The organism is Azospirillum sp. HJ39 (genome assembly GCF_041507355.1).
Classification (GTDB): Bacteria; Pseudomonadota; Alphaproteobacteria; order Azospirillales; family Azospirillaceae; genus Azospirillum; species Azospirillum thiophilum.
Map to the genome: position 1 here is coordinate 866,974 of NZ_CP167911.1, position 23,599 is coordinate 890,572.

The 23,599-nt window shown below is 66.6% G+C and carries 21 protein-coding genes; 6 read left to right on the forward strand and 15 right to left on the reverse strand.

Annotated features, from left to right (window positions below; translation table 11 throughout):
• Window positions 1-3 precede the first annotated feature (3 nt).
• Genes nifX through nifE form a run of 3 tightly spaced genes read right to left on the reverse strand, consistent with a single transcriptional unit; the run spans window position 4 to window position 3,244 of the window.
• On the reverse strand, window positions 4-399 hold the full coding sequence (gene nifX, locus ABMY26_RS17515; protein WP_372398470.1) for a nitrogen fixation protein NifX: 396 nt from the start codon (window positions 397-399) through the stop codon (window positions 4-6).
• 38 nt (window positions 400-437) lie between these two features.
• Window positions 438-1,832 carry a nitrogenase iron-molybdenum cofactor biosynthesis protein NifN gene (nifN, locus tag ABMY26_RS17520; protein WP_372398471.1) on the reverse strand — a complete coding sequence of 465 codons (1,395 nt, stop codon included), beginning with the start codon at window positions 1,830-1,832 and terminating at the stop codon, window positions 438-440.
• Window positions 1,833-1,837: 5 nt separating this feature from the next.
• Window positions 1,838-3,244, reverse strand: coding sequence for a nitrogenase iron-molybdenum cofactor biosynthesis protein NifE (gene nifE, locus ABMY26_RS17525; protein ID WP_372398472.1), 1,407 nt, complete (start codon window positions 3,242-3,244; stop codon window positions 1,838-1,840).
• Between the two features lie 248 nt (window positions 3,245-3,492).
• On the opposite strand from nifE, the gene ABMY26_RS17530 reads away from it, so the two are divergent.
• Window positions 3,493-3,999, forward strand: a complete 507-nt coding sequence (locus ABMY26_RS17530) for a hypothetical protein (protein ID WP_372398473.1) — start codon at window positions 3,493-3,495, stop codon at window positions 3,997-3,999.
• Between the two features lie 17 nt (window positions 4,000-4,016).
• On the opposite strand, the gene ABMY26_RS17535 is transcribed toward ABMY26_RS17530, so the two are convergent.
• The 5 genes from ABMY26_RS17535 to ABMY26_RS17555 all read right to left on the reverse strand — a co-directional run bounded on the left by ABMY26_RS17535 (window position 4,017) and on the right by ABMY26_RS17555 (window position 11,648).
• Complete coding sequence (locus tag ABMY26_RS17535; protein WP_372398474.1) at window positions 4,017-5,507, reverse strand: PAS domain S-box protein; 1,491 nt, start codon at window positions 5,505-5,507, stop codon at window positions 4,017-4,019.
• A gap of 472 nt (window positions 5,508-5,979) precedes the next feature.
• Complete coding sequence (gene nifK, locus ABMY26_RS17540; RefSeq protein ID WP_372398475.1) at window positions 5,980-7,539, reverse strand: nitrogenase molybdenum-iron protein subunit beta; 1,560 nt, start codon at window positions 7,537-7,539, stop codon at window positions 5,980-5,982.
• 31 nt (window positions 7,540-7,570) lie between these two features.
• Entirely contained in the window at window positions 7,571-9,010 is a 1,440-nt protein-coding gene (nifD, locus tag ABMY26_RS17545) for a nitrogenase molybdenum-iron protein alpha chain (protein ID WP_372398476.1), read from the reverse strand.
• A 184-nt stretch (window positions 9,011-9,194) separates the two neighbouring features.
• Complete coding sequence (gene nifH, locus ABMY26_RS17550; RefSeq protein ID WP_045581965.1) at window positions 9,195-10,091, reverse strand: nitrogenase iron protein; 897 nt, start codon at window positions 10,089-10,091, stop codon at window positions 9,195-9,197.
• A gap of 255 nt (window positions 10,092-10,346) precedes the next feature.
• Window positions 10,347-11,648: a hypothetical protein gene (locus ABMY26_RS17555; RefSeq protein WP_372398477.1), complete on the reverse strand. Its 1,302-nt coding sequence runs from the start codon at window positions 11,646-11,648 to the stop codon at window positions 10,347-10,349.
• Window positions 11,649-11,835: 187 nt separating this feature from the next.
• Between ABMY26_RS17555 and ABMY26_RS17560 the strand changes: the two genes are divergently transcribed.
• From ABMY26_RS17560 to ABMY26_RS17570, 3 genes are all read left to right on the forward strand, one after another.
• Entirely contained in the window at window positions 11,836-12,714 is an 879-nt protein-coding gene (locus tag ABMY26_RS17560) for an NAD(+)--dinitrogen-reductase ADP-D-ribosyltransferase (protein ID WP_372398478.1), read from the forward strand.
• 75 nt (window positions 12,715-12,789) lie between these two features.
• Window positions 12,790-13,710: an ADP-ribosyl-[dinitrogen reductase] hydrolase gene (gene draG, locus ABMY26_RS17565; RefSeq protein WP_372398479.1), complete on the forward strand. Its 921-nt coding sequence runs from the start codon at window positions 12,790-12,792 to the stop codon at window positions 13,708-13,710.
• Between the two features lie 3 nt (window positions 13,711-13,713).
• Window positions 13,714-14,151, forward strand: coding sequence for an ArsC/Spx/MgsR family protein (locus ABMY26_RS17570; protein ID WP_372398480.1), 438 nt, complete (start codon window positions 13,714-13,716; stop codon window positions 14,149-14,151).
• Between the two features lie 97 nt (window positions 14,152-14,248).
• Here ABMY26_RS17570 and ABMY26_RS17575 read toward each other — a convergent pair whose 3' ends face one another.
• A complete protein-coding gene (locus ABMY26_RS17575; protein ID WP_372398481.1) occupies window positions 14,249-15,076 on the reverse strand; it encodes a hypothetical protein in 828 nt (275 codons plus the stop codon).
• A gap of 264 nt (window positions 15,077-15,340) precedes the next feature.
• Between ABMY26_RS17575 and ABMY26_RS17580 the strand changes: the two genes are divergently transcribed.
• Together ABMY26_RS17580 and ABMY26_RS17585 are read left to right on the forward strand one after the other, a co-directional pair.
• Window positions 15,341-16,111 carry a class II glutamine amidotransferase gene (locus tag ABMY26_RS17580; RefSeq protein WP_372398482.1) on the forward strand — a complete coding sequence of 257 codons (771 nt, stop codon included), beginning with the start codon at window positions 15,341-15,343 and terminating at the stop codon, window positions 16,109-16,111.
• 140 nt (window positions 16,112-16,251) lie between these two features.
• Window positions 16,252-16,875 carry an FMN-dependent NADH-azoreductase gene (locus ABMY26_RS17585; protein ID WP_372398483.1) on the forward strand — a complete coding sequence of 208 codons (624 nt, stop codon included), beginning with the start codon at window positions 16,252-16,254 and terminating at the stop codon, window positions 16,873-16,875.
• A 118-nt stretch (window positions 16,876-16,993) separates the two neighbouring features.
• Here ABMY26_RS17585 and ABMY26_RS17590 read toward each other — a convergent pair whose 3' ends face one another.
• The 6 genes from ABMY26_RS17590 to ABMY26_RS17615 all read right to left on the reverse strand — a co-directional run bounded on the left by ABMY26_RS17590 (window position 16,994) and on the right by ABMY26_RS17615 (window position 23,547).
• Complete coding sequence (locus ABMY26_RS17590) at window positions 16,994-18,502, reverse strand: AMP nucleosidase (protein WP_372398484.1); 1,509 nt, start codon at window positions 18,500-18,502, stop codon at window positions 16,994-16,996.
• Between the two features lie 109 nt (window positions 18,503-18,611).
• Complete coding sequence (ftsY, locus tag ABMY26_RS17595; RefSeq protein ID WP_372398485.1) at window positions 18,612-19,880, reverse strand: signal recognition particle-docking protein FtsY; 1,269 nt, start codon at window positions 19,878-19,880, stop codon at window positions 18,612-18,614.
• Between the two features lie 22 nt (window positions 19,881-19,902).
• Window positions 19,903-21,174 carry a tRNA (N(6)-L-threonylcarbamoyladenosine(37)-C(2))-methylthiotransferase MtaB gene (gene mtaB, locus ABMY26_RS17600; protein ID WP_372398486.1) on the reverse strand — a complete coding sequence of 424 codons (1,272 nt, stop codon included), beginning with the start codon at window positions 21,172-21,174 and terminating at the stop codon, window positions 19,903-19,905.
• Complete coding sequence (gene dapF / locus ABMY26_RS17605) at window positions 21,171-22,037, reverse strand: diaminopimelate epimerase (protein ID WP_372398487.1); 867 nt, start codon at window positions 22,035-22,037, stop codon at window positions 21,171-21,173. Before dapF ends, mtaB begins: the two co-directional genes overlap by 4 nt.
• Before the next feature lie 92 nt (window positions 22,038-22,129).
• A complete protein-coding gene (locus tag ABMY26_RS17610; protein WP_372398488.1) occupies window positions 22,130-22,573 on the reverse strand; it encodes a GtrA family protein in 444 nt (147 codons plus the stop codon).
• Complete coding sequence (locus tag ABMY26_RS17615) at window positions 22,570-23,547, reverse strand: glycosyltransferase family 2 protein (RefSeq protein WP_372399028.1); 978 nt, start codon at window positions 23,545-23,547, stop codon at window positions 22,570-22,572. Before ABMY26_RS17615 ends, ABMY26_RS17610 begins: the two co-directional genes overlap by 4 nt.
• Window positions 23,548-23,599: the final 52 nt, after the last annotated feature.

The following is a 23,599-nucleotide window of genomic DNA, read 5'->3' on the forward strand; positions in this document are numbered from 1 at the left end:
ACTTTACTCCTCCTCATCGAAATGGAATTCGGGCGTTTCGCCCATCGCCTTGCGCAGCCAGGGTGGCGGGCTGCCGTTCAGCGTTTCGACCAGCCGGTCGAGCAAGGCGGGAATGGCTTCGGTCGCCTCGACCTTCACCGGGTGGATCTTCTTGGCCACCACGCGGGCGGCTGCCGACGCGCCGATGGCCGACAGATAGAGGATGGAGACGTCGGACAGGGCATTCAGCTTGGGGATCAGCTTGTCCTCGTTGCCGTCCTCGAACATCGAGCCGCCGAACTGGAAGGTCTCCAGGAAGGCATGGCCCTGCCGGTCGACCCGATAGACGGCGATGTTCTTGGCCCAGCCGAAATGCGCATCGACGTGCTGCATGTCCTGGGTGCAGAAAGCGACCTTCATCGATCCTCCTTTGGTCTGGCGTGGGGCTTGCACCACGCTCAGACGGCGTTGCATCCGCATGATCCGCCTCCGCAGCCGTGCGAGTCCGTATCCCCTTGTACCGGGTGATGGGGTGCCGGGTGATGGTCGTGGTCCATTTCGCGGGCGAGGAACAGGTTGCCGATCTCGCACAGCAGCTCGCGCGTGCCGCGATAGCCGACCTGGACACGCAAGCCCGCCCCCAGCCGGTCGAACATCGGCAGGCCCATCCGGTGCAGCGGCACCCCGATCCGTGCCGAGCCCTGCCGTCCGTGCGAGTTGGAGACGATCAGGTCGGCATCGCGGGCCAGCGTCTCGACGTCGGAATGGTCGCCGACCAGGATGGTCGCGGCCTTCAGCCTCTCCAGCACCGGGCTCTGCGTCGGCGACACCGCGGCGACCACCTCCGCCCCCATGTCGGCGAGGAAGCCGGTGACGGCATAGAGCAGGTCCGGTTCCAGCGCGACGGCGATGCGCTTGCGGCTGTAGAAGAAATGCCCGTCCAGCATGGCGTCGACCAGGCTTTCGCGCTGGCGGCGGATGCGGGCCGGGGCCGGCCGGCCCGAGAGGTCGGTCAGCAGGCGGATCAGCTTGTCCGACGCCTCCAGCCCGGTCAGCCGGCTCAGGAAATGGCTGGGGACGTCGGTCTTCAGTTCCAGCGCGTTGCCGGCGACCCGCATATGCTCGCCGACCACGATCGTCGCGATCGAGGCGCCCATCGAGCGGATCTGCTCCACCGACACGCCGCCCAGCGAGGTGGCGGTGAAGTCGGCCGGCTGGCGGCCGGCCATCGACAGCGACAGGTCGGGCAGGAAGATCGGCGACAGGCCGAAGCCCTCGATGATGTCGCGCAGCTCCTCGACGTCGCCGGGCGACAGGTGGCTGCCGGCCAGCACGTTGATCTGGGTCCTGACCGTCACCGGCGACGGCTCGACCAGCCGCTCCACCATGGCGGTGACCGCGGCGGCGAAGCCGTCCTCGAAGCCGCCGAGGAAGTCGGGGGTGTTGGCGAAGACCAGGGCGGTGTCGGCGATGTCGGGATTGCGCTGGCGGAACAGCGTGTACTGGCCGCCCATGTCCTCGCCCTTGGTTTCGGTGACGCCGGTGGTGGCGACGCCGATCATGGCGGGCTTGTTGCGCTCGACGATGGTGCGGATCGCCTGTTCCAGATTGTCGTAGCCGCCGAGGATGGTGGAAACCTGATCCATCGCCGTGGTCTGCAGCGGGATCGCCTCGCGGAAATGGCGCACCAGCAGGACGAGCCCGAAGGCGGTGCAGCCTTGCGAGCCGTGGAACAGCGGCAGGCAGCGGTCGACGCCCAGATAGGCCAGCGCCGCGCCCAGCGGCTGGCTCATCTTCAGGGGATTGGTCAAGGCCGCCTTGGCGGCGGAGGGGAAGCGCTGGATATGGGACATCGCGCTCACTCCGCCGCCATCAGGGTGGAGGACGGGCCGGACTCCCACGGCGCAGGCTGGCGGACCTGGCGCCAGATCGGGTTGGACAGCGTCTTGTCGATTTCCTCGCAGAGGTTGACGATGCCGTCATAGCCGGCATAGGCGTGGTGACGCTCCTGGTTGATGTCGAGCCAGGGAACCTTGGCCTTCAGCGAGATGAACTGCGACCGGCCGCCGGACATCATGATGTCGGCCTTGTCCTCGGCCAGCATCTTGTAGATTTCGCGCGGCTTGAGATCGTCCCACTGGTGGAACTCGTCGCCCTTCATCTTCTTGATGCGCTCCTTGTCCTCCTTGGTCGACTTCTTGGTCGAGGTGCCGAGGATGGTCAGGCCGGCGCCTTCCAGCGCGCTGACCATCGACCAGCTCTTGACGCCGCCGGTGAACAGGAGGACGCGCTTGCCTTCGAAACGCGGCTTGTAGGGTTCCAGCCGGCGCCAGACCCGGCTCTCCTCCCGCGCGATCACGCCCTCCGCCCGGTCGATCAGCGACTTGTCGGCACCGCGCTCCACCAGCATGCGGGTCATGGTGCGCAGGGTGTCCGACATGTCGGAGACGCCGTAGAAGGAGCCCTCGAAATAGGGGATGCCGTAGCGCTCCTCCATCTTGCGGCCGACATTCACCAGCGCCTGGCTGCACACCATCATGGTGACGCGGGCGCGGTGGGCCTGCGCGACCTCCTTGTAGCGGCCGTCGCCGGAGATGCAGGACAAGAGGCGGATGCCGATCTCGTCGAGCAGCGGCTTGACCAGCCACAGCTCACCGGCGAGGTTGTACTCGCCGATGATGCAGACGTCGGTCGGGGTGGTGTAATCCGGCTCGACCGTGCCGATGACATGATCGAGCAGAGCCTCGCCGGCCAGCTTGTTGCCGAGATTCTTGGAGCCGACGAAGCCGGGGGCGTCGACCGGGATCACCGGCCGGCCCAGCTTCTGCGCCGCGAACTTGCACACCGCGGCGATGTCGTCGCCGGTCATGGCGGGCACGCAGGTCTGATAGACGAAGACGGCTGGCGGGTCGTACTGCTGCACGATCTCCTTGATCGCGCGGTAGAGCTTCTTCTCGCCGCCACCGATGACGTCCAGTTCCGACAGGTCGGTGGTGAAGCCGGTGCGGTAGAGCTGCGATCCCGACGATCTGGTGCCGCGGTTGTCCCAGGCGTTGCCCAGGCAGGCGATCGGGCCGTGCACCAGATGGGCGGCGTCGGCGATCGGCTGCAGCACGATCATCGCGCCGTCATAGGCGCAGCCGCCGGCCGCGGCTCCCGGCTTCAGGGATTTGGTGCAGCCCTTCTTCTTTTCCTTGGCCGACTTGGTCTGATTGGTCGCGCAGCCCGGTTCGTTGAAGACGTCCTGGATCTTGTCCTGGAGCATGCCCGCTCTCCCATCCTGGCGCCGGAAATGGCTCTGCGACCATGTGATGCAGGGGACGTGCCAGATGGTAAGGCATTGATACGAAATGATTGTCCGGTTTTTAGAGCCTGTCCGATACCTGACAATCGCCTCCCAGTGCCAACGGCGTGTCGGGTGTCGCACATCTCCATGATGCAGGAGCCGGCGCGCCGGCCCGTATCACCACAGGGTCTGGGCGATGGATGGCGATGGGGCGGATGCGTGGCTTTGTGACGGCACTGGCCGGTGGACTGGTTCTCGCGGCATTGGCGGCCGATGCAGCACATGCCGCGGGCGGAGCCAGCCTGCAACTCTCAGGGCAAGCCGGTTCGCAGGTCGGCATGCTCTGCCAGTTTCTCGATCCAGAACGAAATCCGCCGCCGCCGGAGGCCGGAGACCTGTGCGAGGCTGCCGCGGAATGGCTCGAGCATCGTACGGCGGCGGCCGGCAAGACGGTGGTTCGCCTGGGGCTGCGCGATGCGACCGGTACGGACGGGCAGGCGCCGGAAGGGCCATCGGTGGACGGACCGATCCTGCTGCTGGTGATCGAGGGGCGGCCCGGCTGGAACGGCGCGGGGACAGGCAGGCTGACGCTGCGCGCACGCCCGGTTTACGGCAACGCATCGGCTGCCGTCGTCGGGTTGCCGGCGCGGCCGGTGTCGCTCGGACGACCCGACTGGCTGGGGCCGGCGCGGGACGTTCTCGCGGGGGTGCTGGATTTCGCCGTGCGTGACTGACCGGCGCCCGGCACCGGTCAGCGGGCGAGCACCCGGGCTGCATCCTTGGTTTCCGCGATGGCGAAACCGACCTGGGCGAAGGCGGTGGCGATCGCGCCGATGTTCCGGTCAACCACCTCGACGGAGGTCGAAGCCTCCTGCATGTTGGCGGACATGCTGGAGGTGACGGTGGTCTGTTCCTCCACCGCTCCGGCCGACATGACCACGAATTCGCGCAGATTGTTCATTGCGGAGCGGATGGTGCCGAGCGACGACACGACATCGTGGGACACCGACTGCATCCCGTCGATCTCGCGGGAAATCTGCGCCGTGGCGTTCGCCGACTGGTTGGCGAGATTCTTGACCTCGTTGGCGACGACGGCGAACCCGCGGCCCGCCTCCCCGGCGCGCGCCGCCTCGATCGTCGCGTTCAAGGCCAGCATGTTGATCTGGCCGGCGATTGAGCGGATCAACTCGACGATGCCGCCCATCGCTTTCGCCACCTCGGTCAGGCGGGCGGCCGCCCGGTCGGCGTTTTCGGCCTCGTTCATGGCGATGTCGGCGGCCTGCTGCGACCGCGTCATGCTGTTGGCAATCTCCTGGGCGGAGGATGCCATCTCCTCGGCGCCGGCGGCGATGGTCTGGACCGTCGCCCGTGTCTCGGTCGATGCCACGGCGGCGGCGTCCGCCCGTTGATGGGCACTGCCCATCGCCCTTTCGATCTCGCCGAAATTGGTGTCGATCAGAAGCTTCAAGCGTTCGAGGAGGCGAACCTGCTCGGTGATGTCCGTCGCGAATTTCACGATCTTGCACAGGCGGCCGGCGTCGTCGAAGACCGGGTTGTAGCTGGCCTGGATCCAGGCCACCCTGCCACCCTTGCCGATGCGTCGGTATTGGGCGGCTTCGAACTGGCCTTTGTTCAGCGTGCGCCAGAATTCGCGATAGGCTGCACCGTCGCGTTCGCCGGGATCGACGAACATGCTGTGGTGACGCCCGCGCACCTCGTCCAGGCTGTAGCCGAGCACCTTCAGGAAATTCTCGTTGGCGGTGATGACGGTGCCGTCGGGATTGAATTCGATCACCGCCTGCGAGCGTGAAAGGGCCTCGACCTTGCCGCGGAGGTCGGCGTTGATCTTCTGCCGTTCGGTGACGTCGGTGGCGATCTTGATGACCTTGCAGGGACGCCCGCCGCTGTCGAGGATGGGATTGTAGGTGGCCTCGATCCAGACTTCCCGGCCGTTCTTGCCGATGCGTTTGTAGAGCGCCCTCTGGAATTCGCCGCGCTTCAGCCGATCCCAGAATTCGCGATAGGCGGTGCTGTTCTGTTCGGCCTGGTCGATGAACATCCTGTGATGGTGTCCGACGATTTCCGGCAGGGTATAGCCCATCACCGTCAGGAAATTGGGATTGGCGTCTAGGATCGTGCCATCCATGGCGAATTCGATCACCGCCTGCGAGTGATTCAGCGCGGACAGGATCGCTTGGTTGTCTGAACCCTTTCCCTTTATCGCCCGCATGAAGCCGATCATCGCCACCCCCGTGATGCGCCTGCCCGATTGCAGGGTGTAGCATCATAGATATCTGACCGAGGTGGTCGGTCAATAAGTAGTGACACTGAATGATCGATAAAATATCTGGTAAATACAAGACATGAGGGGCCTCTAATGAATAAAACTCAAAGCTCAATTCCCGTAATCAAAATATAGAGTGTCTATATAATTTTGAGTATGACGAGTTATTATTTACAACCCCGAATGGCAAATATAATTTCTTATTATAAGAAATTATATTTCCAATATTGATTGGAATTCCGTCCAAGTCGTCCAGCGGTGACCTTGGATTCAATTGGAATCGCCGGAATCCCCTTCGAACAAAAAAAGCCGGAGAGCGCCGTTTCGGGTGCTCTCCGGCTCAGGGAGGTTGCCGTCGGCCGGGGGGATGGACTCCCCGGCCGCCGGGTGGGCTGGAACCGATGCCTGGGTGTTGCCGATCCTTGGCGGATCAGCGGATCAGGTCGAACGAGTAGTCGGTCTGGCCGACGATGTTGGTGTTGGCGTCGATGTCCTCGAAGATGCGGTCGAGGATGCGCACCAGCACGTTCAGCGCGCCCTGGTAGCCCCAGGTCGGGTAGCGGTGGTGATGGTGGCGGTCGAAGATCGGGTAGGTCAGGCGGATCAGCGGGATCTTGGTATCGCGCTCCAGATACTTGCCGTAGCTGTTGCCGATGATGTAGTCGACCTTGTCGGTGAAGATCAGCGAGCGCAGGTGCCACAGATCCTTGCCGCCATAGGCCTTGCCCGAGGCGCCGAAGGGCGAGCCGTCCAGAACCTTCTGGACCTGCTTCTCCCACTTCTTCGAGCCCGACGTCGACAGGATGTGCACCGGCTCGGCACCCAGTTCCAGCAGGAAGCGCGACATGCCCAGGCAGAAGTCCGGGTCGCCGTAGACCGCGAAACGCTTGCCGTGCATGTGGGTGTGGCTGTCGGCGATGGCGTCGACCAGACGGCCGCGTTCCAGCTTCAGGCTGGCCGGGACCGGCTTGCCAGACAGTTCCGCCAGCTTCAGCAGCAGCTCGTCGGTGGCGGTCACGCCCATCGGGTAGTTGAACTTGGCGACGTCCTGGCCCTTCTCCTTGCAGAACTGCAGGGTCTGGGTCGTGTTGTACTCCTGCATGGAGATGGTGGCCTTGGCGTGGAGGGCCGCCTTGGTCTCCTCCACCGTGGTGCCGCCGTCATACATGCGGTACTCGCCGTCCATCGGCGTGTCGAAATTGTCGGACACGTCGGACAGGAGCTGGAGCTTCAGGCCGAACTCGCCGGCGATGCGCTTCAGTTCGCGGTTGTTGCCGACCGCGAAGCCGTCGAAGCCCGGGATCAGGTTGATCTGCTCGGTCTTGGGCGTGTCGAAATTCTCCGACGTGCCCCAGAAGTTGGTCAGGATCCCCTTGATCATGTTGTCGTAGCCGACGATGTGGCTGCCGACGAAGGCCGGGGTGTGGGCGTAGGGCACCGGGAAATCGGCCGGGACGCTGTCCTTGGTCTTGGCGTTGGCGATGAAGCCCTGCAAGTCGTCGCCGATGACCTCGGCCATGCAGGTGGTCATCACCGCGATCATCTTCGGCTTGTAGAGCGCATAGGCGTTCGCCAGGCCGTCGATCATGTTGTTCAGGCCGCCGAACACCGCCGCATCCTCGGTCATCGACGAGGAGACCGCGCTGTTCGGCTCCTTGAAGTGACGGGTCAGGTGGGTGCGGTAATAGGCGACGCAGCCCTGAGAGCCATGGACGAAGGGCAGGGTGCCCTCGAAGCCCTGGGCGGCGAACATCGCGCCGATCGGCTGGCAGGCCTTGGTCGGGTTGATGACGACCGCTTCACGGGCGAAGTTCTTCGCCTTGTATTCCTCGGACTTGGTCCATTCGGAAACGCGGGCGACTTCCTCGTCCGAATGGCCGTATTCGAACTCGGCCTTCTTCTTCTCGAACATCGCCGCGTATTCGGGCTGACGGAAGAGCGTGTAGTGGTCGAGGACCTTGTCGGCGCTCTGCGAAAGCTTGTCGGTCATTCTCAAATTCTCCTGTTCCAGAGGCCGATGGTCAGAACGGCGCCTTCATCACGCCCCAGACGGGGTTGTTGATGGCGAGGTCCATGTCGCGGGCGAAGATCGCGAAGCCGTCGTAGCCGTGATAGGGGCCCGAATAGTCCCAGCTGTGCATCTGGCGGAACGGCAGCCCCATCTTCTGGAACACGTATTTTTCCTTGATGCCCGACGCGACGAGGTCGGGACGGATCGCCTCGACGAACTTCTCCAGTTCGAACGCGGTGACGTCGTCGTAGATCAGCGTGCCTTCCTTCACATAGTGGGGCGTGCGCTGATAATCGTCGTTGTGGGCGAACTCGTAACCGGTGCCGATGATCTCCATGCCCAGGTCATGGTAGGCATCGACGACGTGGCGGGGACGCAGGCCGCCGACATAGATCATGACCTTCTTGCCTTCGAGCCGCGTCCGGTACTTGGCGATGACCGCATCGACCATCGGCTGGTAGCGGGCGATGACCTTCTCGGCGTTCTCCTTGATCTTGTCGTCGAAGAGAGCGGCGATCTTGCGCAGGGACTCGGCGATCTGGCTCGGGCCGAAGAAGTTGTATTCCATCCAAGGAATATTGTACTTCTCTTCCATGTGGCGCGCGATGTAGTTCATCGAGCGGTAGCAGTGGATCAGGTTGACCTTGGCCTTCGGCGTGTTCTCCAGCTCGGCCAGCGTCCCGTCGCCCGACCACTGGGCGATCACGCGCAGGCCGATCTCCTCCAGGAGGATGCGGGAGGACCAGGCGTCGCCACCGATGTTGTAGTCGCCGATGATGGTGACGTCATAGGGGGTGGAGACGAAGTCGGGCTTGGGCGAGGTCTTTTCGAACACCCAGTCGCGGATGGTGTCGTTGGCGATGTGGTGGCCCAGCGACTGGGACACGCCGCGGAAGCCTTCGCAGCGCACGGGGATGACCGGCTTGCCGATTTCCGCCGACTTGGCGCGGGCGACCGCCTCGATGTCGTCGCCGATCAGGCCGATCGGGCATTCCGACTGGATCGAGATGCCGTTCACCAGCGGGAACAGCTCGTTGATTTCCTCGATGACCTTGTGCAGCTTCTTGTCGCCGCCGAAGACGATGTCCTTCTCCTGGAAGTCGGAGGTGAAGTGCATCGTGCCCCAGCTGTCCACACCGGTGTCGCCGATGTAGTAGTTGCGGCGGCCGGACCAGGAATAATAGCCGCAGCCCACGGGGCCGTGGGAGATGTGGATCATGTCCTTGATCGGACCCCACACCACGCCCTTGGAACCGGCGTAGGCGCACCCGCGGATCGTCATGACGCCGGGGATGGACTTGACGTTCGACTTGACGCCGCAATCCTTCGCCTCGGCTTCCAGCACGTTCAGGTGCTTGGCGCGGCGCTTGCGGGCCTTCTCGGGATAGGCTTCGAGGACTTCGTTGACGAGGTTCTTGACGTCGACCGTGGTGTTCTCGGACAGGCTCATAGCCGGCCTCCTGCTTGAATATTCGCGCCACTGCAGCGCGTGACCGAGCCCCTCCCTCCCACGCCGACGTCCCTATGGTCGTTGGGTCGACGTTGTGCGGGGCTGGGGAAAAGGGCCAGTGTTCAGGCGGTCCCCCCCGCCCGGAGGCAGGGGGGCCGGTAGGCAACCGTCGCTACGCCCGAGATCAGGCGCCGGCCTTCGCCGCTTCCTTGGCAGCCAGCTCGGCGAGCTGCTGCTCCTCGGTCTTCATGATGCCGAAGTCCATCAGCATCTCTTCCAGCTCTTCCATGGTGATCGGGGTCGGGATGCAACCCTGGCCCGAGTTCGCATGGATCTTGTTGGCGAGCGCGCGGTATTCGCCGGCCTGCTTGCTTTCCGGCGCATACTCGATGACCGTCATGCGGCGCAGCTCGGCGTGCTGCACGATGTTGTCGCGCGGCACGAAGTGGATCAGCTTGGAGCCCAGGCGCTTGGCCAGCGCGTCGGCCAGATCCCATTCCTTGTCCGTCTGGCGCTCGTTGCAGATCAGGCCGCCGAGGCGGACGCCGCCGCTGTGCGCGTACTTCAGGATGCCCTTGGCGATGTTGTTGGCGGCGTAGAGCGCCATCATCTCGCCCGACATGACGATGTAGATTTCCTGGGCCTTGTTCTCGCGGATCGGCATCGCGAAGCCGCCGCAGACCACGTCGCCCAGCACGTCGTAGGACACATAGTCCACGTCGTCGTAGGCGCCGTTCTCTTCCAGGAAGTTGATCGAGGTGATGACGCCGCGGCCGGCGCAGCCGACCCCCGGCTCCGGACCACCCGACTCGACGCACTTGATGTTCTTGTAGCCGACCTTGAGAACGTCCTCGAGCTCCAGATCCTCGACCGAACCGGCCTCGGCGGCCAGATGCAGGACGGTGTCCTGGGCCTTTGCGTGCAGGATCAGGCGGGTCGAGTCGGCCTTCGGGTCGCAGCCGACGATCAGGATCTTCTGATCCAGCTCGACCAGCGCAGCCAGCGTGTTCTGAGAGGTGGTGGACTTGCCGATACCGCCCTTGCCGTAAAAGGCGATCTGACGCAGAGGCGCTTTGGCCATGTGGGTCGCTCCTGTGCTTGGGTCGTGGAAGGTTGCTTCGATCCGGTGCGGCCGGTTCGTGGCCGCTTCGGATTTCATGGATTGCACGACCCGTGCCAGAGCTGATAAAAATCGTAAACTATTGAAATGTAAGAATATTTATTTGTATCGAGGGCGCAGACGCCTTTGTCGGGGTCCCGACACATGCGACAAAGCCCGACATTTTGTCGGGTCTTTCGCGGCGGGGGGCGGCAAGGCGACGCGAAGCCGGTTTCGCTACCGCGCCTCGCCCAGCGCCTCGGCCGCGACGACGATGCGGAGCGCCAGTTCCTCCACCGCCTCGTCACGGTCCATGTCGTAGAGGAGTTGCGCCAGCAGCCGGCCGCGGGCGACCAGCCGGCGGGCCAGCGCCCGATCGGCGGGTTTCGCCAGCAGCACCTCCACCAGCCGGTCGCCGGTCAGCCGCGCCAGCGCGTCGGCGCGTTCGATCAGCCGTTGCTTCAGCGTGTCGACCGCAGCCGGTCGGCCGGCGTGGCTCAGGTCGGCGCAGAAATAATGCAGGCTGCGCAGCTGTCGCAGCAGGGCCGCGAACAGCAGGTCGTCCAGCCCGCCGCCGGCAGCGGCCTTTCCGACGAGATCGAACAAAGTGTCGGAAAGCCGCCATGCCGCCGACAGCCAGTCGTTCATCGCCTTGCGGTCGGCCGGCTCGACGAAGGGGCCGGATTCCTCCTTCGTCTCCTCCTGGTCGTCCAGGTTGCGGAGCGCGATGACGATCAGCCCGTCGGCCTGGGCCAGGGTTGCGAGGCTGGCGTGCAGCGCCTTCAGCCCGCGGTCGGCGACGAAGCCCTCGATCGCCTCGGTGGCGCGGTGCAGGGAATAGCGGGCCAGCCGCCGCGACTGGTAGACGACATCCTGCACCGCGCTTCCGCTGCCCAGCACCTCCAGCACCATCCGCCGCACCTCGAAGCGCAGCAGGGCGCGCGCCAGCCGGTCGATGCCGCCGACATCCACCGGGCGGCGCTCCCGGGTCAGCGTATCGGCGGTCGTGCGGGCGTCGGCCTCGATCGCCGCAACCACCGACTGGAGATGGGCCTTGCCGCCGCCGCGCATCCGGCCGACCAGCGCCCGCATCGCCTCGGCCAGATCGACGGCATTCGGCAGGGTTTCGTCATGGTCGGTGCGGCCGGTCACCAGCCGGTCGATCAGGTGGTCCCGCACGCCCGGCAGCAGCACGTCGGTGACGATCTGCCCGATCGGCCGCAGCAGCGCGTCGAGCATCCGGCCCTGCGGCTGTCCGACCAGGGCCGGCAGCGGGTTGACCGGCTTGGGCACCAGCCGTGGACGGTGAGGCTCCAGCAATTCCAGCACGGTGTCGCCGCGCAGCGGCGTGATTGTGCCGCGCAGCAGCTGCGCCAGCCGCAGGGCGGTGCGCGCCTCGTCGCTGCCGCGCGGCGGGCTGCTGTCGGGCGTCGCCGGCTGGAGCGGCGGAGGGGAGGGGGGAGGGGAAGGAGTCTGACCGAGCGCGGGGGTGGCGCGTCGGCGCTGGCTGTCGTCGTACTTGGTCGGCCAGAAGGCCATGCGTGTGCCGCCGGATCTTGAGCGTCGCTTTACTGAGTATGGGGGCCGGATCGTTCGGCTTCAAACGGACAATCGTGCGACATGCGGCGACGCGCCTCTGCCGGGTCGCGCAGCAGGAGGCTTGGCGTGCGCGCGCTTCCGCATTATCCATATAAAAAATGATGATATTTGGACGGAGCGGACGGGCGTGGCGGATGGGGCGGTGATGCGGGATGCGAAAGGTCGGCCGGTCGATCCGGACTCGCCGCTGGCGCTGCGCGCCCATCGCACCAACCTCGTCAATGTGCCGGCCGCCGCGCTGTGCGGCGAGGCCTACAACGACGAACCGCGGCGGCTGCGCATCGGCGCCACCCGCAGCGAGCATGCGGCCCTGTTCGAGGCGCTGGACGAAAGCCGCGACGCGCTGTCCGCGTCGGACGTCTTCCAGCGCTACATGGCGGGCATCTTCGGGGTGAATCCGGATTTCTCCGGGTCGGAGGGGCCGGACGGCAAGCGGCGCTTCCGCGCCAGCTACCTGCGCCTGCTGAAGGGCTGGATGTTCGACAGCAACCGGGCGGAAGGGGCGGTGCTGAAGGGCTGGGTCGAGAGCCGGTTCGGCCTGCTTCCCACCTTCCACCGCGAGCCGATCCGCCGCTTCGCCTCCGACGCCTGGGCCGCCTATGGCGAGGAGAAGCAGTCGACCCGCTTCCACAACAACAACATCCACCTGCAGCTCGACCTGCTGTACGAGTTCTGCCAGTGGACGATCCGCCGCGGCTGGCCGGAGGCGCCGATGCCCAACTGGGCCTCGCACATCCGGCTGTACCGCGGCGTCAACGATTTCGAGGAACACCACATCGTCGCCCGGCCGGACAAGCGGACGGCGGTGCTGCGGCTGAACAACCTGTGTTCCTTCTCCATAAACCGCGACATCGCCGGCCAGTTCGGCGACTACATCCTCGACGCCTGGGTGCCTTTGCCCAAGGTGGTGTTCTTCCGCGACATTCTGCCGCGCTATCCTTTCCAGGGCGAAGGGGAGTATCTGGTGATTGGCGGGGATTACCGGGTGGGTGTGTCGCTTCTCTGACAACTCACGTCCGGCTGCGGTCGCATGGCCGCGTGCAGGGCGCACCAGGAAAGGGCGGGCTTATCGCCCCATGGCATGACCGATCCGACCAGTTTCTCGCCCCAAATCCCGCCGGACATCCGGTCCAGGGCCTTGGGTGCCTATCTCGGCCTGGCCTGCGGCGACGCGCTGGGCGCCACCGTGGAATTCCTGACCAAGGGAGAGATCGCCCACCAGTACGGCGTCCACAAGCACATCAAGGGCGGCGGCTGGCTGAAGCTGCCCGCCGGCCAGGTGACCGACGACACCGAGATGTCGCTGCATCTCGGCCGCGCCATCCTGTCCGGGCCGGACTGGGACGCCCGCCGCGCCGCCGAGGAGTTTGCCATCTGGCTGAAATCGGTGCCGGTCGATGTCGGCGACACGACGCGCCGCGGCATCCGCCGCTTCATCATGCATGGCACGCTGGAGGAACCGGAGTCGGAATACCATGCCGGCAACGGGGCGGCGATGCGCAACCTGCCGGTGGCGCTGGCGACGCTGGGCGACGATGCGGCGTTCGAGCGCTGGTCGGTCGAACAGTCGCGCATCACCCATTGCAACCAGCTGTCGGATTCCGCGGTGATCGCTCTTGGGCGGATGGTGCAGCGGCTGGTGCGGGGCGGCGGCATCGTCGCGGCGCGGGAGGAGGCGAACGCGCTGATCGCCCGGCATCGCCAGTTCAAGTTCGAGCCCTACCGCGGCCTGTCCACCGCCTTCGTCGTCGATACGGTGCAGACGGTCTTCCACTATTACTTCCAGACCGATTCGGTCGAATCCTGCGTGGTGGAGACGGTGAACCAGGGGGGCGACGCCGACACCACCGGCGCCATCGCCGGCATGCTGGCCGGCGCCACCTATGGCGTGGAGTCGATCCCGTCGCGCTGGCTGCGCAAGCTGGACCGCAAGGTGCACGACGAGATTTGTCAGCAAACCGACGCGCTGCTGGCCCGCGCGCCGCTGTTTGGAAAGGAATGACCGATGGCCGACGTGACCTTCTTCGAGAAACCCGGCTGCGGCGGCAACGCGCGGCAGAAGGCGATGCTGGAACAGGCCGGACACCGGGTGATCGTCCGCGACCTGCTGAGCGAGCCATGGAGCGTGGCGACGCTGCGTCCCTTCTTCGGCGACCGCCCGGTGGCGGACTGGTTCAACCGCGCCGCACCGGCGGTGAAGAGCGGTGAGGTGGTGCCGGAGGCGCTGGACGAGGCCGCGGCGCTGGCCGCCATGCTGGCCCAGCCGCTGCTGATCCGCCGTCCGCTGATGCAGGTCGGCGACCGCCGCGACTGCGGCTTCGAGACCGGGCGGGTGGATGCCTGGATCGGGTTGGGCGGTGCGGCGCCAGCGGAGGGGAAGATGGAGGGCTGCCTGCGGCCGAACATGCCGCCCTGTCCCCTTCCGGAAACCGGCGGCAATTGAGCCGCCCCGTTCCCAAGGCGCCGGGGTGCGGCGCCTTGGGTGTGACCGTGCGGCAGAGGCGGGCCCGGCAGGCCGGCCTGCGTCCGAACCGTGCGTGTCAGGCGACCTTCGTCGCCGTCATGTAGGTGTAGGTGCTGCCACCCATCAGGCTGAGCGTCCCGCCCGACGCCTGAGCGGTGTAGAATTCCAAGTAATCACTGGTTCCGTTCAGATAGATCAGATCGGAAACGGCGACCGCCTGCATGGAATTGGCGCCGGGACCGTATTCGGCCCGGCTGACCACCGAACCGTTCTTGTAGATCGCCGCGTTGAGCTGGACATTGCCGGCGGACAACGTGAAGGCGCACTGGTGGAAGAGGTTGTAATAGCCGGCGATCGTCGGCTTGAACCAGTTGTTGATGGTGTCGAAGCCACCCCCGACATTGATCGGGGCGTCGTTGAACAGCACCTTCTGCAGCGACCCGTTGACAATGCCGGTCTGATCGGTGGTGCGGCCTGCGCGGCAGGCGACCGGGGTGGTGGCGATGGCGGCCGCATCCGCCAGCACGCGCTCATCGAAGATTGCGTCGGTCGTGATCGCGGGCATGGTCGAGGTCAGGAAGACTCGGGCACAGGGGAAGCTGTTGGCCGGAATGGCAGGCGGAGCCATGCTGCCGTCGGTGCCGGAAACCACCGAAATCAGGCCGGTGCCGCGATCGATCACGATCCGGTCCACCCGGACGCTGGCGGGGCGGACGAGGGTGGACGTGGACTGGGGGCCGGTCTCCACCAGCACGCCGCTCTTCAGCAGGGCGCCGGGATCGACGGTGACCGTCATGGTCGGAGGGTTTTGCGGATGGGGGGCGAAGGGAGCCGCCATGCGCTGGGCGACCTGCCAGTTGGCGCTCTGCCAAGCGTCGCCGGCAAGGGTGAAAGTCTGCGTCATCCTGCTTCTCCATACGTTGCATCGGCTTCCAGTGTTTGGAGGCGAGGTTTAAATGCCTAAATGCAGGATGAAAGTCGTTGAAGTGTTATTTGGAAAACTCAGATGTTTCAATGGTTTACTGAAGTCCGACCCATCGTTCGACGTCGTCCGCCAATGGAGCTTGCCAATCCGGTCCCTTCATCGCCGTCAAAGCGTGACCTTGCGCAGCACCTGTCGTAGCTTGTCGCTCGCAAAGGGCGACGATAAGCGGCAGGCGAGGACACCATGTGCGAACTCCTGGGCATGAGTGCCAACGTGCCCACGGATATCTGCTTCAGCTTCGCCGGGCTGATGCGGCGGGGCGGGGCGACCGGCCCGCACCGCGACGGCTGGGGCATCGCCTTTTACGAGGGCAAGGGCTGCCGTACCTTCCACGACCCGTCCCCCAGCAGCGAATCGGAGATCGCCCGGCTGGTCAGCCAGTATTCGATCAAGTCCTGTACGGTGATCTCGCACATCCGCCGCGCCAACCGCGGCCGGGTATCGCTGGAGAACACCCACCCATTCACCCGTGAATTGTGGGGGCGGATCTGGACCTTCGCCCACAATGGCCAGTTGAAGGGCGTCAAGGACCGCATGCTCACCTTCTACGAGCCGGTCGGCACCACAGACAGCGAGCATGCCTTCTGCTGGCTGCTCGACCAGATCCGCATGCAGTATCCGGAGCCGCCGAAGACGAGCGCCGGGCTGATGAAGCTGATCCGTCATCTCGCCGCCGACCTGGGGTCTCTCGGCGTGTTCAACATGCTGCTCAGCGACGGGCGCACTCTGTGGTGCCACTGCGCCACCAACCTCGCCTGGCTGACCCGCAAGGCGCCCTTCGGTGCCGCCACCCTGGTCGATGCCGACATGAGCGTCGATTTCTCCAAGGAGACGACGCCGAACGACGTCGTCACCGTCATCGCCACCCGCCCGCTGACCCGCGACGAGGCGTGGACGGTGATGCAGCCCGGGCAGATGGCGGTCTTCCGCGCCGGCCATCTGGTCACGCGCTGATCCGGGCCGGCGATTGTTGCGTCGTGTGAGACGATCTTTCGCGCACAGCCCGGCTTAACCGCCGGGAAACATTGGAGCATCTTGGGCGTCAGAAACCGGCCGGGACCGACGGCCGCAACAACCAAGAGGCTCCTTCCGCCATGACCACGATCCTGCATGTCGACTCCAGCCCGCTCGGCACCGCCTCCGTCACCCGCCAGCTGACCGCTTCCATCGTCGAAGCGCTGGTGAAGGCCGATCCGGCGGCCACCGTGGTCGCCCGCGACGTCGCCGCCAATCCGCCGGCCCATCTCGACGGCGAGCTGCTTCAGGTCGTCAAGCTCGGCAGCCGCGATGGGTTGAGCGACCGCCAGCGCGCCGAACTGGCCCTGAGCGACGCGCTGGTCGAGGAGTTCCTGGCCGCCGACGTCGTGGTGGTCGGTGCACCGATGTACAATTTCTCCATCCCGACCCAACTGAAGGCCTGGATCGACCGGCTCGCCCAGGCTGGCCGCACCTTCCGCTACACTGAGAAGGGCCCCGAGGGCCTGGCCGGCGGCAAGCGCGTGATCGTGGCGTCGGGCCGCGGCGGCGTCTATTCGACCAACCCGGCGCTGGCCGGTCTGGACCACCAGGAAGCCTACCTGCGCACCGTGTTCGGCTTCTTCGGCATCACCGACGTGACCTTCATCCGCGCCGAGGGCATCGGCATGGGTCCGGAGGCCAAGGACAAGGCGCTGGCCGGCGCCGCCAAGGAGATCGAGGGTCTGCTCGCGGCCGCTTGAGCGGTTGAGGGGCGGCGGCCGCCGCCTCCCTAACCTCTTCAGCAAAGCTCCTGCCCCCTCTCCCACCGAAGGTGGGGGAGGGATGGGGAGGGGGCAGCCGAAGCCGACACTCCTCCCCCTACTGGAACGCCACCTCCGCCAGGCTGCGCAGCTTGCGGGAATGCAGCGTCTCCATCCCGTGCTCGCGAAGCAGCTCCATCGCCAGCACGCCGATCTTCAGATGCTGGTCGACCCGCTCGCGGTAGAAGCGGTCGGCCATGCCCGGCAGCTTCAACTGCCCATGCATCGGCTTGTCCGATACGCATAGCAACGTCCCGTACGGCACGCGGAAGCGGAAGCCGTTCGCGGCGATCGTCGCGCTTTCCATGTCCAGCGCGATGGCGCGGCTCTGGCTGAACCGCATCAGTGGCTCGCGGTGGTCGCGCAGTTCCCAGTTCCGGTTGTCGATGGTGGCGACGGTGCCGGTGCGCATGATTCCCTTCAGGTCGAACCCCGACAGGCCGGTCACCCGCTCCACCGCGGTCTCCAAGGCGCGCTGAACTTCGGCCAGCGCCGGCACCGGGACCCACAGCGGCAGGTCGGCGTCCAGCACATGGTCCTCGCGGACATAGCCGTGGGCCAGCACATAGTCGCCCAGCCGCTGGGTGTGGCGCAGGCCGGCGCAGTGGCCCAGCATCAGCCACGCATGCGGCCGCAGCACCGCGATGTGGTCGGTGATGGTCTTGGCGTTGGACGGGCCGACGCCGATGTTGACCAGGGTGATGCCGTTGCCGTCCGGCCGTTTCAGGTGGTAGGCCGGCATCTGCGGCATGCGCGTCAGCTTGGCGGACGCGACGTCCGCGATAGCGCCGAGGTTCCGGTTGGCGGTGACGATGTCGCCCGGCTCGACGAAGCTGTCATATTGGGCGCGGTAGGCGGCCAGTTCGGCGTCGCCGGTCGGCTCCATGATCTCGCGCGACAGGCGGATGAACTCGTCGACATAGAACTGGTAGTTGGTGAACAGGACGAAGTTCTGGAAATGCTCAGGCGCCGTCGCCGTGTAGTGGCGCAACCGGTGCAGCGAGAAATCCACCCGCGGCGCGGTGAACAGCGCCAGCGGCTTCACCGCGTCCAGCCCGGTGTCGCAGGTGCCGTTGACGATGGTGTCGTCCATCCGCGCCAGATCGGGCAGGTCGAACAGGTCGGGCAGCTTGGTCAGCCGGTCCGGCGGCAGGTCGCCTTCCACATACATGCCCTGGGGGAAGGCGAAATGGATCGGGATCGGCTCCTCGCTGACGCCGACCTCCAGCGGAACGTCGTGGTTGCGCAGCAGCAGCGTGAACTGTTCCAGCAGATAGCGCCCGTACAGGTCGGGCCGCGTCACCGTGGTCGAATGGACGCCGACCCCCTCGACGAAGCCATAGGACAGCCGGGTATCGACCGCGGCGCCGGAGATCGCCGTCAGCCGGACATACGGATAGCAGGCCCGGTTCCGTCCGCCCTCCTCCTCGCCCTGTGTGTAGGCGGCGAAGCGGTCGCGCAGGAAGACGGTGTTGCGTTCATAGATGTCGCGCACGCAGGCCAGTGCTGCTTTGGCATCGGTGAAGCGCCCGGCAGACCCGGGCTGGAGCGGGGCTTTTTCAGTCATGCCTACGAAGATGGAGTACGAACGACCGGCTGCAAAGGCCGAATTTCGACCGACCTATCGACCGACCCGCCGCCGGTGTCGCGATCCTTCCCCATAGGGCGACGGCGGTTTACTCCGCGTTCAGACCCATCAGCGATTTGGCGAAGGCGTCGGCGTCGAAGGGGCGCAGGTCGTAGACGCCCTCGCCGACGCCGATGGCGTGGACCGGGATCTTGAACTTCTCCGCCAGCGAGACCAGCACGCCGCCGCGGGCCGATCCGTCGAGCTTGGTCAGGATCAGGCCGTTGACGTTGACCATGTCGCGGAAGATTTCCACCTGGCTGTGCGCGTTCTGGCCGGTGGTGGCGTCCAGCGTCAGCAGGGTGGTGTGCGGCGCCGTCTCGTCCAGCTTCTTGATGACGCGGACGATCTTGCGCAGCTCCTCCATCAGGCCGGTCTTGTTCTGCAGGCGGCCGGCGGTGTCGATCAGCAGCACGTCGACCTTCTCCGCCCGCGCCCGTTCCAGCGCGTCATAGGCCAGCCCGGCGGCGTCGGCCCCGGTGTCGCGGGCGACGACCGGGCAGCCGGTGCGCTCGCCCCAGATCTTCAACTGGCTGACGGCGGCGGCGCGGAAGGTGTCGCCGGCCGCCAGCATCACGCTCTTGCCCTCCGCCTTGAACTGGCGGGCCAGCTTGCCGATGGTGGTGGTCTTGCCGGTGCCGTTGACGCCGACGACCAGGATGACATGCGGCTTCAGCGCCGTGTCGAGCACCAGCGGCCGGGCGACCGGGCCGACGATCCTCGCCACCTCGGCGGCGAGCGTCGACTTGACCTCCTCCGGCGAGACCTCCTTGCCGAAGCGGGTGCGCGCCAGCTCCGCCGTCACCTTCGCCGCGGTGGCGGGTCCGAGGTCGGCGGTGATCAGCAGCTCCTCCAGCTCCTCCAGCGCCTCGTCGTCCAGCTTGCGCTTGGTGAAGATGCTGGTGATGCCGTCGGTCAGCTTGGAGGAGGACTTCGACAGCCCTTCCTTCAGCTTGGCGAACCAGCCCTTCCTGCTCGGCGGCGCTTCTTCGGTGGCCGGGGCCTGGATAGCGGCCGGCGCGGGAGCGGGCGGCAGTTCGGGCGCCGGGGGCGTTGCCGGCAGAGCGGGATCGGCCGGCGGTTCGACCGCGGTGGGGGCCGCCGGCGTGTCCGGGGGCTGTGCGGCCGGCATCGCCGGATCAGAGATGGGTGCCGGGGCTTCCACGCGGGGCGGAGCGGGCGCCACCTCAGGCACCGGCTCCACCTCCGGCTCCGGTGCGGTCGTGGCGGACTCGAGCCTTGCCGATTCGTCCTGCGCCGCCTCGTCCTTGGGAGCGGTCTCTTCGGGCTTCTTGCGGCCGAACCAGCGGAAAATCATGGAGTGTCCACTATGAGAGAGGTCAGAGCGGTGTGCCGGTCAGCACGCCGTCCTTGACGCCGGTGATGGCGATGGGCACCAGCGAGCCGGGCGGGAAGGGCCGGCCGAGGCGGATCGCGGCGAAATGCTCCGTGCGGCCCAGGTCGTCCTTCTCCACCAGCACCGTCGCGTTGCGGCCGACGAGGCTCGCCAGCTTGCCGGCCTCCGCCGCTTCGCCGGCGGCGCGCAGGCGGGCGGCGCGCTCCTTGCGGACGGCGCCGTCGACCTGCGGCATCCGGGCGGCCGGTGTGCCGGGGCGCGGGCTGTAGGGGAAGACATGCAGCCAGGTCAGGCCGCATTCCTCCACCAGCCGCAGGGTGTTCTGGAACATCTCCTCGGTTTCGGTCGGGAAACCGGCGATGAAGTCGGCGCCGAACACCACGTCGGGACGGATGCGGCGCACCCGCTCGCAGAAGGCGATGGCGTCGGCGCGGCCGTGGCGGCGCTTCATCCGCTTCAGCACCATGTCGTCGCCGGCCTGCAGCGACAGGTGCAGGTGCGGCATCAGGCGCGGCTCGGCCTCGATCAGGCGCCAGAGGTCGTCGTCCATCTCGATGCAGTCGAGCGAGGACAGGCGCAGCCGCGGCAGCTCCGGCACGCAGGCCAGCAGCCGGCGTACCATCTGCCCGAGCGAGGGTGACCCGGGCAGGTCGGGGCCGTAGCTGGTGATGTCGACGCCGGACAGCACGACCTCGTTGTAGCCGGCCTTCACCAGCGCCTGCACCTGCTCGACGATGCCGCCGATGGGGACGGAGCGCGAGGGCCCCCGGCCATAGGGGATGATGCAGAAGGTGCAGCGGTGGTCGCAGCCCTGCTGGACCTGGACGAAGGCGCGGGCGCGGTCCTCGAACCCGCCGATCAGGTGGCCGGCGGTCTCCTTCACCGACATGATGTCGTTGACCAGCACCTTCTCGGCTGGCGGCAGGCCCCAGCTTTCCGGCTGCAGCTTTTCCTGGTTGCCCAGGACCTGATCGACCTCCGGCATCGCGGCGAAACGCTGCGGGTCGATCTGGGCGGCGCAGCCGGTGACGACGATGCGCGCGTCGGGCCGCTCGCGGCGGAGCTTGCGGATGGTCTGCCGCGCCTGCCGCTCCGCTTCCGAGGTCACGGCGCAGGTGTTGACGATCACCACGTCGTCCAGCCCGGCGCTGCGCACATGGTTGCGCATCACCTCGGATTCGTAGGTGTTCAGGCGGCAGCCGAAGGTGACGATCTCGGGGCCGGCCTGCGTCGTGCTGTCGGTGCCGTCGCTCATACTGCGACCGGTTCGGCTGCAACCGGATCGGCCGAAACCGGATCGGCCGACAGGCGGCCGCTGAAGGCCAGGGCCACAGGGCCGGTCATCAGCACGCGGTCATCCGCGGTCCATTCGATGGTCAGCGTGCCGCCGTCCAGGATGATGTCGGCCTTGCGGCTGGTCAGGCCGCGGCGGACCGCCGCGACCAGCGTGGCGCAGGATCCCGAGCCGCAGGCCTGGGTGATGCCGGCCCCGCGCTCCCACACCCGCATGCGGATGGCGGTCGGGGACAGCACCTGTGCGAATTCGATGTTGGCGCGTTCGGGGAAGGCGGGATGGTTCTCGAACACCGGCCCGACCTCGTCCAGCGGCACCGCTTCGGCATCCTCGACGAAGAAGACGGCGTGCGGGTTGCCCATATTCACCGCGACCGGGGCGGCGAAGCCGCCATGCTCGACCGTCTCGACCCGCAGCGTGTCGGCGGGGGCGGCAAGCGGAATTGCGGCCCAGTCCAGCCGCGGGGGGCCCATGTCCACGGTGATCCGGCCATTGTCGGCACGGGAGGCGTGCAGCAGACCCGCGGCGGTCTGGAAGCTGGCGCGGTCGCGTCCGCTCTCGGTCATCAGCAGCCAGCCGACGCAGCGCGATGCGTTCCCGCAGGCCGCCGCCTCGCTGCCGTCGGCGTTGCGGATGCGCATGAAGGCATCGGCACCCGGCGCGTCGGTTTTCTCCAGCACGATGAACTGGTCGCAGCCGACGCCCATCCGGCGGTCGGCGATGGCGCGCACCTCCGCACCCGACGGGTGGTAGGGTTCGGAACGGGCGTCGATCACGACGAAGTCGTTGCCGAGGCCGTGCATCTTCAGGAATTCGCGGGTCATGGCCGCCGTTATATGGCGAGCGGCGGGGATAAGTCCATAAGGCGCCGCGCAAGGCAGAATCGCAGGCTCCTACCCCCTCGGAGGAGCGACGGTCACGCCCCCTTGAACACCAGATGCTTCGACGCCGCGAAGTTGAAGAACATGCCGGCGATCGACCCGGCGGCCACCGCCAGGAACGGATGCTCGGCGACCAGCTGCACGCCGGATTCCAGCCCGACCGACACGCCGTAATTGATCGCGCCGCCGATGGCGTTGGCGGCGATGAACTTGGCCCACTGGCGGTGCAGCGGCTCAACGGCCGCCCCGCGGAAGGTGAAGGCGCGGTTCAGCGCCCAGGTCGCCGTCGCCGCCGCGAAGAAGGAGGGAATGCGGGCGGCGAAGAACTCCAGCCCCAGCGCCAGCCCGGCGTAGAGCACCGCCGTGTCGACCGCCAGCCCGACGATGCCGACCGCGCCGAACTTGGCGAACTGCACGGCGAGCCGGCCGAGCCGGCTGTCCAGCAGCCCGGCCACCGAGCCGCTCAACCTGCCGCTCAACGCCGCGTGTCCGGCTGGGCGAGCGGCGGGTGGTTGCCCGGCGCGCGCTGCGACAGATAGTGCATGCGCTTGGCCTCGCGGCGGCCATGGGTGACGGTGTCGAGGATCAGGCCGCAGGTCAGGCTGAGGAAGCCCAGCAGCATCAGCCCGGTGGCGAGCAGGGCCGTGGGGAAGCGCGGGACCAGACCGGTTTCGAAATAAGTGGCGATGACCGGCACGCCCAGCACCATCGACAGCAGCGCCAGCAGGCCGAACAGGGCGGAGAAGAAGGGCAGGGGCCGTTCCTCCTTCACCAGCATGACGATGGCGCGCAGGATGCGGATGCCGTCGCGGATGGTGTTGAGCTTGCTGTGCGACCCGGGCGGGCGGTCCTTGTAGGGGGTCTTCACCTCGGCGATCGGCATGCGCAGCTCCAGCGCATGGACGGTCAGTTCCGTTTCGGTCTCGAAACCACTGGCCAGCGCCGGGAAGGACTTGACGAAGCGGCGGGAGAAGACCCGGTAGCCCGACAGCATGTCGCCGATGCGGCTGCCGAAGATCCTGGCGACCATGCCGGTCAGCACCAGATTGCCGAAGCGGTGGCCGGGGCGATAGGCGGCAACGATCTCGGTCACCCGCGCGCCGTTGACCATGTCCAGCTGCTCGTCCCACAGGCGCTTCACCAGCAACGGGGCGCTGGCCGCATGGTAGGTGTCGTCGCCGTCGACCAGTACATACACGTCCGCCTCGATGTCGGCGAACATGCGGCGCATGACGTTGCCCTTGCCCTGCAGCGGCTCGCTGCGGACCACCGCGCCCGCGGCCCGCGCGACCTCCACCGTCCTGTCCTTGGAGTTGTTGTCGTAGACATAGACGATGGCGTCCGGCAGCGCGGCGCGGAAGTCGCGCACCACCGAGCCGATGGCGGCCTCCTCGTTGTAGCAGGGGATCAACACCGCGATGGTCGGACCCGGCCCCGCTTCGGCGGCGGCCATCGGCGTTTCCGATCCGGTGCTGCCCGGGTCGCTGCCGGCGATGGGGGCGGGG